The sequence below is a fragment of the Paenibacillus sp. FSL E2-8871 genome (genome assembly GCF_038000345.1).
GTDB lineage: Bacteria > Bacillota > Bacilli > Paenibacillales > Paenibacillaceae > Paenibacillus_AQ.
In genome coordinates this window covers 55,275-67,285 of the sequence record NZ_JBBOBV010000001.1, presented here as the reverse complement: position 1 = coordinate 67,285, position 12,011 = coordinate 55,275, and the positions used below count along the sequence as shown (strand labels likewise).

At 44.4% G+C, this 12,011-nt stretch carries 13 protein-coding genes; 5 read left to right on the top strand and 8 right to left on the bottom strand.

What is annotated here, in order from left to right; all coding sequences use genetic code 11:
- Positions 1-16: 16 nt before the first annotated feature.
- Entirely contained in the window at positions 17-259 is a 243-nt protein-coding gene (locus tag NYE25_RS00360; RefSeq protein WP_042186857.1) for a ferredoxin, read from the bottom strand.
- Between the two features lie 150 nt (positions 260-409).
- Positions 410-1,741, bottom strand: a complete 1,332-nt coding sequence (locus NYE25_RS00355) for a DNA polymerase IV (RefSeq protein WP_445164917.1) — start codon at positions 1,739-1,741, stop codon at positions 410-412.
- A 179-nt stretch (positions 1,742-1,920) separates the two neighbouring features.
- On the opposite strand from NYE25_RS00355, the gene cimA reads away from it, so the two are divergent.
- The gene (cimA, locus tag NYE25_RS00350) at positions 1,921-3,540 is read left to right on the top strand and encodes a citramalate synthase (protein WP_341144813.1); all 1,620 of its coding nucleotides are present in this window, start codon (positions 1,921-1,923) and stop codon (positions 3,538-3,540) included.
- 96 nt (positions 3,541-3,636) lie between these two features.
- Here the strand turns inward: cimA and NYE25_RS00345 are convergent, their stop codons facing one another.
- Entirely contained in the window at positions 3,637-4,200 is a 564-nt protein-coding gene (locus NYE25_RS00345) for a TlpA family protein disulfide reductase (protein ID WP_076283167.1), read from the bottom strand.
- Between the two features lie 150 nt (positions 4,201-4,350).
- Here NYE25_RS00345 and NYE25_RS00340 point away from each other — a divergent pair, with 150 nt between their 5' ends.
- Positions 4,351-4,827, top strand: a complete 477-nt coding sequence (locus NYE25_RS00340; protein WP_341144812.1) for a M67 family metallopeptidase — start codon at positions 4,351-4,353, stop codon at positions 4,825-4,827.
- Here the strand turns inward: NYE25_RS00340 and NYE25_RS00335 are convergent.
- Genes NYE25_RS00335 through NYE25_RS00325 form a run of 3 tightly spaced genes read right to left on the bottom strand, consistent with a single transcriptional unit; the run spans position 4,809 to position 8,062 of the window.
- Complete coding sequence (locus NYE25_RS00335; RefSeq protein ID WP_341144811.1) at positions 4,809-5,558, bottom strand: exonuclease domain-containing protein; 750 nt, start codon at positions 5,556-5,558, stop codon at positions 4,809-4,811. The genes NYE25_RS00340 and NYE25_RS00335 overlap by 19 nt on opposite strands.
- Positions 5,555-6,628, bottom strand: a complete 1,074-nt coding sequence (locus tag NYE25_RS00330) for a DUF294 nucleotidyltransferase-like domain-containing protein (protein WP_341147659.1) — start codon at positions 6,626-6,628, stop codon at positions 5,555-5,557. Before NYE25_RS00330 ends, NYE25_RS00335 begins: the two co-directional genes overlap by 4 nt.
- A gap of 39 nt (positions 6,629-6,667) precedes the next feature.
- On the bottom strand, positions 6,668-8,062 hold the full coding sequence (locus NYE25_RS00325; protein WP_042186849.1) for an ammonium transporter: 1,395 nt from the start codon (positions 8,060-8,062) through the stop codon (positions 6,668-6,670).
- Positions 8,063-8,607: 545 nt separating this feature from the next.
- On the opposite strand from NYE25_RS00325, the gene NYE25_RS00320 reads away from it, so the two are divergent.
- Together NYE25_RS00320 and NYE25_RS00315 are read left to right on the top strand one after the other, a co-directional pair.
- A complete protein-coding gene (locus NYE25_RS00320) occupies positions 8,608-9,042 on the top strand; it encodes a MerR family transcriptional regulator (RefSeq protein WP_341053681.1) in 435 nt (144 codons plus the stop codon).
- 35 nt (positions 9,043-9,077) lie between these two features.
- Positions 9,078-9,749, top strand: a complete 672-nt coding sequence (locus NYE25_RS00315; protein ID WP_042186846.1) for a zinc metallopeptidase — start codon at positions 9,078-9,080, stop codon at positions 9,747-9,749.
- A gap of 35 nt (positions 9,750-9,784) precedes the next feature.
- Here NYE25_RS00315 and NYE25_RS00310 read toward each other — a convergent pair whose 3' ends face one another.
- Together NYE25_RS00310 and NYE25_RS00305 are read right to left on the bottom strand one after the other, a co-directional pair.
- The gene (locus NYE25_RS00310) at positions 9,785-10,699 is read right to left on the bottom strand and encodes a LysR family transcriptional regulator (RefSeq protein WP_042186843.1); all 915 of its coding nucleotides are present in this window, start codon (positions 10,697-10,699) and stop codon (positions 9,785-9,787) included.
- A 4-nt stretch (positions 10,700-10,703) separates the two neighbouring features.
- The gene (locus tag NYE25_RS00305) at positions 10,704-11,339 is read right to left on the bottom strand and encodes a rhomboid family intramembrane serine protease (protein ID WP_341053678.1); all 636 of its coding nucleotides are present in this window, start codon (positions 11,337-11,339) and stop codon (positions 10,704-10,706) included.
- Between the two features lie 116 nt (positions 11,340-11,455).
- Here NYE25_RS00305 and tpx point away from each other — a divergent pair, with 116 nt between their 5' ends.
- Positions 11,456-11,974, top strand: a complete 519-nt coding sequence (gene tpx, locus NYE25_RS00300; RefSeq protein ID WP_042186841.1) for a thiol peroxidase — start codon at positions 11,456-11,458, stop codon at positions 11,972-11,974.
- Positions 11,975-12,011: the final 37 nt, after the last annotated feature.

Below are 12,011 nucleotides of genomic sequence, written 5' to 3'. Positions count from 1 at the left end.
ACTCTTTATCGAGTAATTAACCTTCTTTGTTAAAAGGTTCGTCCGCAATTTTAATGGAGTCGGTTGGGCAACCATCACAGGAATCTTGGAGATCATCAAACAAATCGTCCGGAATCGCTGTCACACCGCAGTTTCTGTCATTTTCGTAAATAACTTCTGCCAAACCTTCATCATCGTAATCAAAAATATCAGGAGCCGTTGCGCCACATGCACCACAAGCGATACAAGTGTCTTTTTCGACCCAAGTGTACTTAGCCATTTTTTTCTCTGCCTCCCGTTAAGCAATGCTGCGCTGTTGAACCAGCGTCTTATTTTTCTCATATTAATATAAAAAGAATACAATTTCAATTGATTTTCAATACGTTTGCATTTCTGACGCATTCTATAGTATCAATTTCGACACGTTTTTTCAATCTTTATCTGACTCAACAGACAACAGATTATCCTTTTGCAGTGAGGTGCCTCGTTCCTTATGATTACGGAGCCTTGCAGAATGGGTGTCACTTAACATCCCAGCGGTCAAAACTGCATTTTCACCAAACTTATTGCGAAGCATATCCATAGCCTTGGTCAGTGACTCTTTCTTAGGCTGCTGTTCGTAATCGAACAAATCCAGCTGAATTGCAGAATCCTCTTTAGCGATCAATCCTTGCAAGGTCACACCAAGCAGTCGAACGGGCTTCTCACCATTCCAATGTCGAACATAAAGATCACAGACAGACTTGTAGATATCTTCTCCACTCTCTGAAGGCGCCTCAAGCTGCCGCGAACGTGTAATGGTCTTCATATCCGGTGTCCGAATGGTAAGCTGCACACCTGAAGCCACAAGCCCTTGCTTTCGCAAGCGCCGCGCTACCTGATCACTTAGATTCAGCAAAATGGGGCGTACCTCAGCAAGGCCAATAACATCCCGCGGCAGTGTAGTGGTGTGTCCGATCGACTTACTTTGCTCTCGCTCAGGATTTACTATCCCATGATCGATGCCGTTCCCTGCACGCTTTAGCCATGAGCCCATAACTCCAAAATTCTCAACCAGCATTTTCTCATCAGACGCCGCTAATTGACCAATGCTGTAAATTCCCAGCTTACGGAGCTTCTCTGCCGTTTTTCCACCGATACCGAACATTTCATTACAGGGCTTATCCCATAAAATCTTAGGTACATCCCGCAGCCGCAGCACCGAAATACCATTTGGCTTTTTTAAATCCGAAGCCATCTTCGCCAGGAGCTTATTTGGAGCAATACCAATGGAGCATGGCAAGCCCAATTCTTCCATTATACGGCGCTGAATAGTTTCCGCGATTTCCATAGGCGTACCGAATTGTCGAGAGCCAGTTATATCTAAGTAACATTCATCTATCGACACTGCTTCCAGTAATGGTGTATAGCTATAAGCAATCTGCATAAACGCATTAGAATATTTGCGGTATAAATGGAAGTCCGGCTTAATAACGATAAGCGATGGACAAATACGAAGCGCCTTCTGAACCTGCATACCCGTCGAGATCCCCAATCTGCGGGCGACATACGAACAAGTAACAATAATCCCTTTCCGTAATTCAACGCTACCCGCAACCGCAGTAGCCTTACCTCTGAATTGGTCAGGATCCTCTGCCTCATGTACCGAGCAATAAAAAGCATTCATATCCACATGCAGGATAACCCTGCCAGTCGTTGGATAGTACTGATCAACATTCTGCACAATATCTACCTTCTTATCCTCAGGGTCTCTATTGTCCAATTTAGAATACCTCTCCGCTGCGGTTAGGTCAACTTAAGAGGCTGTAAAGTTCTTTGTTACATTCCCGCGTAAAAATGCTATAATGTATAAATTCATTTCCCTTGCCAATGCTTCCGATGTGAGTTTTGCACGAAGTGAATCCGGAAGACGAGGCTTACAAAACTTTTAGGAGGACACTCATGTCTAAGTCCATCTCCATCTTCGATACTACATTACGCGACGGCACCCAAGGTGAAGGCATCAGTCTGTCGGCTGACGACAAGCTGAAGATTGCCAAGAAGCTCGATGATCTGGGTGTGCACTATATTGAAGGTGGCATCCCGGGAAGCAACAATAAAGACATTGAATTTTTTAAAAGAGTCAAGGAGCTTCATCTGAACGCCAAAATCACAGCGTTCGGCAGCACACGGCGGAAGAATTCCTTGGCCGAAAACGATGACAATTTAAAACGTATGATTGATGCAGGAGTTCCTGCTGCTACACTCGTCGGAAAGTCTTGGGATTTTCATGTACACACTGCATTACAGACTACGCTTGAGGAGAATCTCGCCATGATTGGCGACTCCATATCCTACTTGAAACGCAAAGGCCTTGAAGTAATTTTTGATGCCGAGCATTTCTTTGATGGATACAAGAACAATCCTGAATATGCAGCAGCCGTTCTGTCCAAATCCCGGGAAGCCGGAGCAGATTGGCTTGTAATGTGCGATACCAACGGTGGAACATTGCCTTTTGAAATTCATGAGATTGTTACCGCTCTGGCTGGGCAGCTACCTGGAGCAAATCTCGGAATTCACACTCACAATGACTGTGAGCTGGCGGTAGCTAATACACTTAGCGCCATCGGTGCTGGAGCACGGCAAGTTCAAGGTACCATTAATGGTTACGGCGAACGATGCGGCAATGCCAACTTATGTTCCATCATCCCTACCCTTCAGCTCAAAATGGGATACCACTGTATTCCTGGTGATTCTTTACCGCAGCTTACGAACACAGCACGCTATATTAGTGAAGTTGCCAATGTTAATCTGCCGGTAAATCAACCTTATGTCGGAAATGCAGCTTTCGCACACAAAGGTGGAATCCATGTCTCCGCTATCATGCGTGATTCACGGACCTATGAGCACATCGCTCCTGAGCTTGTCGGGAATAAACAACGTGTGCTGGTCTCTGAACTGGCTGGACAGAGCAATGTGCTCTCCAAGGCGCAAGATATGGGTTTAAATTTGGATCCAAGCAGCGAGCAAGCTCGCCGGGTGATCGAGAAGATCAAAACGATGGAGCATCAGGGGTATCAATTTGAAGGTGCCGATGCCTCGCTGGAGCTATTGCTTCGGGAAGCTACTGGCGAGATGAACGAAACCTTTACCTTTGAATCCTTCAAGATGTTAGTCGAAAAAACCGCAGAGCTTCCAGTTGTATCTGAAGCCTTCGTTAAACTGAAGGTTGGCAATGAGAACCTTTATACCGCTGCTGAAGGTAACGGTCCGGTCAATGCACTCGACAACGCTCTTCGTAAAGCGCTGCAGACCTACTTCCCGCAATTGAAGGAAATGCATCTATCCGACTATAAAGTCCGTGTTATAGATGAACAGGATCAGACCGCTGCGAAAGTACGGGTATTGATTGAATCCAAGAACTTCACAGACACTTGGAGTACGGTAGGCGTCTCCAGTAACGTCATTGAAGCCAGCTGGGAAGCGCTTGTTGACAGTATGCGCTACGCACTTCTGAATCAACTCTCGCTGGAAAATGAACAGTCTGGAAGTACTGAACCTAGAGGCCTGGTAAATCATTAATTCATACCTTTCATAAGCATTCATATGACGAAGAACCCCCTTCAACAGTTTAACTGTAATGAAGGGGGCCTTTTATAATTCTTTGGTGTAGATCCTTTATGATTCGGTAAGCTTGATAATTTTTTTCTCCAGCTCTTCCGGACTAAGAATGCCTAGAATAATCTCTGAGATCACTCCATTCTTGTCAATAAGCACATTGGTAGGAAATACTGCTCCGTTATATTTGCTGTACACCTCATCTTTCACATCAAACATAACCGGGAACACAAGACCGTATTTCTTAATAAAACGTTCTGCATTGGGTTTATAATCCTGACTACTCACATTAATACCGTAAATATCTAGAACATCCTTATACTTAGTGGCCATGGTGTTAAGCTCCGGAGCTTCCTCCTTGCAGGGATCACACCATGAAGCCCAGAAATTAACGAGAACTGCCTTCTCTCGCGGCCCGTCAACTACATATGTAGTTCCATCCGTTCCTTGGAGTGAAAATGAGGGAGCGAGCAGTCCAGCCTTAGGTCCTATTTTCATTGGCGGCTCATCTTGTTGTCCAAAAACAGCGGTAGCCTTCGGCTCACGATTATGCCACACCGCAAACACAGCTACACATACAATAAGAATCACTATCGTGATATTCAATTTATTTACTGCTTTCATAGGGATCTGTTCCTTTTCGAATGGAATAGTTTTCTACTATTGTACCCTCATTAACTTCAATTTCAAACCATCCATTTTTTAGACAAAAAGAAAAATAAAAAGAGGGTATCGTCAGCGACGAAACCCTAATGAAGAGAGAGGGGTGAACAAATGGCAGCATTACAGGGAAATGTCCAGCCTATAAGACTGAAATATTCCGTACAGCAAGCACTGGGGAAGCACTTGCTGTCCAGTTACCCGCATGAAGCATGCGGAGTCCTGCTGGGTGCTGCCGCAGCGGGTGGCATGCTCATCGATACTTACGTACCTATGCGCAACGTAGCGCCAGACCCGCTGCACACATTCACTCCCCACCCTGAAGAATGGATTCATGTTCTTTACAATGAGCCGACACTCATCGGTTTATTTCATTCCCACCCAAATTCAGAACCTATACCTTCGGTTGCCGATTATAAAGGATTAGCAGCACTTGGACCTGAATTTAAGGTCTACCTTATTGGTTCTCCCAGAACTGAAGATGGCTGCTCTCCATTTCTGAATGGATTTTATATTGAGCGGTATTCAAATGAACAAGGAACAGCTTTCCCTGAACTATCTCATGCCCCGCTTCACGTTCTACTTAAATAAGCATATAAATCGCCTAAGGTATCTACTTGGCCCCGCTCCGAAATTTCGCGAAGATAAGCCACCCACAGCTGGGCTGTCATTTTGGCATCCTCTAATGCATTGTGACGTCCATGAATCGGAATTTCATGGACAAATAACAGTTCATCGAGTGTATAGTTATTTCGCTGCGGCTCAAGCCAACGTGCAAGCATCATCGTGTCCAGCACCCGGTGTGTAAGCTGAACTTTAGAAGTTCTCCATAGCGCGGCATTGAGAAAAGCTTTATCATGCGAGCTTGCATGTGCCACTAGCACATTTTGCCCCACAAAGGACATGAAATTATGAAGGCCATCAATTAAGGATGGGGCGGACCCAGTCATCTCTTCCGTTATCCCTGTTAACCTCGTAATATCTTCTGGAATTGCCGTCTGACAATTCACCAAGGTGTAAAAGCATTCATCTTCCTTAATTTCCTCTCCAACAACCTTAATTGCACCAAACGACATAATTTCATCTCCATGCTGATGAGAAAATCCCGTCGTCTCTAAATCAAATATAACCGTCTCCAGTTCAGACAGCGGAGTACGCAGCACCTCAGGACGACGCTTCTCACGCATGAGAGATCGGATGTAGGCCATTTGCTGCGCAGTCTGATGAGCAGTTTCTCCCCCTCTCATCGAAGCGATTGCCGACGGCATTCCACCTTGTCTCAGGTTGTTCCAGAATCCTCCATTCTTGCTTGGCTCCCTCATGTTCGCCACCTTTCCGCTGAGCGGAGCTGACGCTGCAACGCCCGATGAAGGCGTCTAACAAGCAGCAGACTTTCACGCAGCTCAGACAACAGCTGCTTATTCTTCAGTTCACTCTCAGCAATATAATCACTGCTGATTAACAAGCCATTCTGGACACTAAATGGCGTGTTCACTCGCATCCGCATCGCCAATAAGAAAGCTCGCCGAATATCATCCAGATGTTGATATTTGTGAAGTCTTTCAAGCTCTTCAATTCGCTCTAAGGTCGAGCTAGCTCTAATATGATGCAATAACGATAAGCGTCTAACAATGTTCACTACCGGGATATAGACTCCATACTTAATGTCAAATCCACCTGCATAATCCCCAAAGCGCTCTGTTAACACCTGTCCCAGCAGATTTAAAGTCGCTTTATGGCGGACTGTATTGCGAAGAACAGCCACAGACAACTCCTCATTGTCAATAAAACCCTCATAAAAAGCCTCTTGCCACAATGCTGATAACTCCGTACTTCCCGCAACATGGCGCATATCTGAAGAAATGATAAGATACCGAATTGGCTCCCATTCCAACTGGGTTCTCCATTCCTTCAGCTGCTCCTTCCATTCCGATAACGTCTTCCTCCACATCCCTTGGGAGCACATTACCTTGCCTGCACATTTCTCATATCCTACTTCTTCAAGCAGATCGGATAACATCATTCCAAAAAACTCAAAGTATCTATTCTTCTCCCCATCCGGTTCACCATCAACGATCAAACCATTATCCTGATCGCTCCACAGTGTAGCTTCCTGCCTTCCACTACTGCCAAACACAATAAATGAATAAGCACAGGGAGGCGGGCCATAGCCCGCCTCTTTCATCTGCGCCTCACATATTAGTACTGCAGTCTCTGCAATAAGATCATGCATTGTATTCACACGAAACATCCATTCCTCAATCGGAATTACATTCAACTGTTCCAGTAGAATACTTTGGCAGGCAATTCGCCTCTCCCTAAGTTCCTGTGGCGAACCGGCTAAAACGATGGTCCTAAAGCTTTCTTCATCATACCCGTCTGTTAACTCCATCGAAGCCACACGGTCCGCCTCCCTATCTGAGGATTCATATTATTGTTTAAGGGTTTTGGATTCCGATTCTGCAATTAATTTCATTTGTTCAGGGTATCCGTAAGTACCATGCTCACTGATATCCAGACCCATCAATTCTTCTTCTTCCGTAACACGAAGTCCTGTTGTTACCTTCATTACATATAAGATAATGAATGAAAGCACGGCTACGAAAGCAAATGTTCCTACTACCCCAAGCACTTGAACACCCAGCTGGTGGAAACCTCCACCGTAGAACAATCCGGCTTCCCCTACCAAAGCACCTTTAGTAATAAGATCCGGTGCAGCGAATAGACCCGTGGAAACCGCGCCCCACATTCCTGCAATACCATGTACCGAGAAAGCATAGATTGGATCATCAAGTCCTGCACGTTCCAGCCATTGGGAAGTCATGAATGTGAACGCACCCGCTACTAAACCAATAATGATTGCTGCCCATGGTTCAACGTAAGCACATGCACCAGTGATCGCAACCAATGCAGCTAGAACACCATTCAGCATTGCTGGAATATCAGATTTACCAAAATACAACCAAGAAGCAATTAATGCCGCCAAACCGCCTGCTGCTGCTGCGATATTCGTTGTTAATGCTACGTGACCAAAGAAACCTCCCATTGGGGACAAAGCACTACCTGGATTAAATCCGAACCAACCAAACCAGAGGATAATCACACCGAGTACAGTAAATACTTGGTTATGACCTGGAATAATAACAGGTTTACCTTCTTTATTAAACTTACCAAGTCGTGGCTTAAGCAATATGGTTGCTACTACCGCTGCAGTGGCACCTGTAAGATGGACAACCGTGGAACCTGCATAATCTTGCATTCCCAGCTCAGCCAACCAGCCGCCGCCCCATACCCAGTGTGCTACGACAGGATAAATTACGATTGAGAATAAAATTCCGAATATAATGTACACACTGATCTTTGCACGTTCTGCCATGCCTCCAGATACGATAGCTAAGGAAACTGCTGCAAACGCCATTTGGAACAAGAATTTAACATTTAAAGTAACATCAGAAAATGCAAGTGATTCAAATGAAGATGCTGTTGAATCTCCGCCATACAAGAAGCCTGTAGTACCGAAGAAGCCGTTACCGTTACCGAAGCCAAGTCCAAAGCCAACAGCCCAGAAACATACACTCGCAATGGCTAGTGTCAGTACCGTCTTACCGGCTACGTGACCTGCATTCTTCATTCGAACTGATCCTGCTTCAAGCATCGCGAACCCTGCTTGCATAAAGAAAACTAAGATGAATGCCAGGAAGGTAAACGCGGTATCCAATCCGACCTGCAAATCTGCATTTGTTGGACCGTCCGCCGCAAAAGCACTTACCGGATAAACCATCAGCGTAATCATGGCCAGTAACATCATCAACCATTTCTTTTTCATTTTTACCCCACTCCCCAATGTTATATTTTCTAACAAAGCGTGAAACTCTTAATGTCATTATAATCAGAAGTCAGGTAAATTGACAAGACTATTTTTGGGAATGTTTTTATTTTATTTTCACTAAACTCAAAATTCTCCATAGTACACTTGGACTATCTCAGTATTTTAGGCCCATACAGCTATGAATTCATTGAAATAACTACGTGAAGATCCGCTCTAATATTACTTTTTTATCGAATCATCCTTATTGATTCTCCAATAAACATAACATTAAATGTCATGTTTATAGTTGGGATTTATTAATGAGCATAATCGGTTCAAATTTGATATCACATGGAGTTTGAGTGTATTGTATATAAACAACGCATTTCATTTCATGAATTAACCTCTCTTTAATGCATATACTTTATGAAAGTATGACGTTTGACTGTATGGTTTACAGTTTGTTATCATTACAGATAGCATAATAGAAACCACCAATATAGGAGACGACTATCCTTTATGGACAGTCGAATTCGATTAGTGAGGCGAGGTAGCATGGGGATATGATTCTATATCGAATTGGAGAATTAGCTAAGGCTGCTCACATCAGTGAGCGCACCATTGATTATTACACGAAATTGGGGTTAATCTCCCCAGAGTCAAGAAGCACCAAAAATTACCGACTTTACAGTCATGAAACCTTGGTCGACTTAGAACGTATTAATCAATTAAAGCATGACAAGTATTCATTGGAAGAAATCAAATCCATGATGAGCAAATGGAGCGAGGCTACTCCTGAAACTGACGTATCTGATAAATTAGTCGAGCTTGAGCAGCATATGCAACGACTAGAACGTGAAGTAAAGGCACTTGAACCCATTATAAGCGGTCTGAAGCCGGGACAGGCCAAACGCGCGCTCTCTAACTTACTCCCACAAGGAGTGGCCTGCATGGAGGCGATTCGGCTTCTATTGCTTACGCAAGGACCGCCAATGTAAATACCATATTTACAATACAGTGGAGGAATGCAGCTATGGGAATGTATCTATTAGTAATTATCGCTTTTATTTTTTCATTATGGGCCCAGTTCAGAGTTAAAGGGACATTCAGCAAATGGTCCAAGGTCGCCAACTTAAACGGTCTGACAGGATATGAAGCAGCTAGACGCATGCTCGACGCGAATGGACTTCACGATGTTCCGATTGAGCCTGTAAGAGGTACGCTTTCTGACCACTATGATCCGATTCACAGAGTTGTACGCTTATCTGAGCCTGTTTATTATGAGAGTTCTATCGCAGCAGTCTCAGTCGCTTGTCACGAAGTGGGTCACGCCATTCAGCATAAAGTAAGTTATCCTATGTTAACACTACGTCACCGGATGTTCCCAGTAGTTAATTTTGCATCAGGTATAGCACCATTCATGCTTATGGCAGGATTTATATTCGGTTACTTTAATCTTGTAGGCCTTGGTATCATTTTCTTCTCGGCCGCTGTTGCCTTCCAGCTTGTGACACTCCCAGTTGAGTTCAATGCCAGCAACCGGGCACGTCAAGTCATGGTAGAGCAAGGCTACATTCGTAACGAAGAGGAACGCGGAGTAGCCAAAGTCCTAAACGCAGCTGCATTAACGTACGTTGCCGCCGCGCTAGTCTCCTTACTCGAACTGCTTCGTTTGATTACCGTCTTTTTAGGTAACCGCGACTAATACAAAAATACAGCACAAAAAGAAACCCCGGAAGGCTAAGAGCCAACCGGGGTATTATTTTGCCTCGCTTTAAAATAGGATATCAAAAAAGTCCGAAACGAACGTGCAACCAGCGGCAACTTACTATCTGTTCGGTAGATCAAACCAACCGTCCTCGTCACAGCAGGCTCCACAACCCTTACCTGAGCTGGCTGGAGAGGATTCGTCTGATAGAACGCCATCTCCGGCAGAAGGCTTACACCCATCCCTGCCGCCACTAAACCACGTATGGTATCAGTCTCCCCACCTTCGAATGCAATCTGTGGTTGAAATCCCGCCTGCAAGCACGCTTGCCAAACGATCGGTCTCAAAGAATAACCTTGACTGAATAGAACAAACTTTTCATTTTGAAGCTGCTCCAGTCGGATCTCAGATTCTCCTGCCAGCTGATGATTCTGAGGAAGTATTGCAAATAACTCTTCAGTCATAACAATATCTCCAGAGACATGCTCATCATTTTCCGGAAAAGGCGAAATAAATGTTAAATCCACCTCTCCAGATAATACGTCCTTTATCAGCGAAGGGTAAGAGCCCTGCTTAAAGCGAAACTTAACATGGGGATAGTGCTGGCGGAATTCTGCAACGATAGTCGGGATAAGATGCGTTCCAAGACTGTGAGGAAACCCTATACGAATCTCTCCACGTTCCGGATCTAGAAATTCATGCACTTCATTTACCGAATGTTCCAATTCCTTAAGAATACTATCCACCCGCTTGCAAAAGAGCTGTCCAACCGGCGTAAGCTGCAAATTACGCCCTTTTTGCATGAACAAGTCAACCCCAAGCTCTTGCTCCAATTGATGAATCTGACGGCTTACCGCAGACTGCGCTACATGAAGTTCCTCCGCCGCTCTTGTTACATGTTCTTTTTGGGCTACCTTTAGAAAATATTGCAGCTGTCTTAGCTCCACTCCATCATCGCCCCTGTCTTAGGCTTTTTTTAAATATACGAATAATAAGTCCATATAGGAAAAAGCCAGAAACCAAGCCTCCGATATGCGCAACCCAATTCACATTTGGTGTTGCAAACGACATAATGATCCCGATTACAAGCAAACCGTATAACGTCTTTCGCGAGCCTTCGTCCATCATCGCCCGTTGAATAACAGCAATGTATAAAAATGCGCCATAGACGGCGTAGATTGCTCCAGAAGCACCTACCGAGACCGTACCTACCTCTAATACTGAGCGACTGCTGATTGCAATCGTTAGAAAATTCGCAAGAACTCCACCTACCACATAAAGAATTGCATATCGCCACCAGCCAAGCAGGCGCTCCAGAGGCGGTGCAAATACCAGTAGAGCGAAGCTATTAAAGAATAGATGGGAAAACCCATTATGTAAAAAAATAGCCGCCACATAACGCCACAGTTCCTCTTTATACGGGCTAACATCAACTATAGCACCAAAATTAACAAGTGTTTGTATATTGGTGGATCCACCATTGAACGCCATGAGCATAAACATAATCACATTAGCTACAATGAGAAGACATGTTACCGGGTAATACCGGAGATAACTTTTCCAATTTTCATACCTAATAAATATCATTACACCCATCCCTTTACATTTATATCTTGCTCTGTTGGACATCTCCCTGTAAATAAGATTATAATTTATTGTGGCAGTAAGAGCCAATATTACAATTCGAGGAGGAAAACAAGGATATGACGCAAGAAAGAACAGGCGTAGCTACTTTCAAAAGCAGCCCCATCACTCTCGTAGGACCCAAGCTTACAGCTGGTGATCCCGCTCCTGATTTTGTTCTAAGTAAGAATCTACTGGAAGAAGTGTCTCTTAGTGATTATGCCGGTAAAATCAAGCTGATCAGTGTTGTACCTTCTCTAGATACTGGTGTATGTGATGCACAGACCCGCCGGTTCAATAGCGAAGCTGCAGAGCTAGGTGACGATGTAGTTATCCTCACAGTAAGTATGGACCTACCATTTGCTCAAGCCCGCTGGTGTGGCGCTGCAGGGATCGATCGCGTAATCACTCTATCCGATCACAAAGCAGCCTCATTCGGACAAGCTTATGGCGTACTAATCAAAGAATTTCGGTTAGATATGCGTTCTATTTTTGTGCTAGACAAGAACAACACACTCACCTATGTTGAATATTTGAGTGAAATGACTGAGCACCCTAATTACGAAGATGCTATAGCTGCTGTGAAGAGCTTGCTCTAATTCTCTAGAACAGTAAGTTAGCGGCCATTTTCGACAA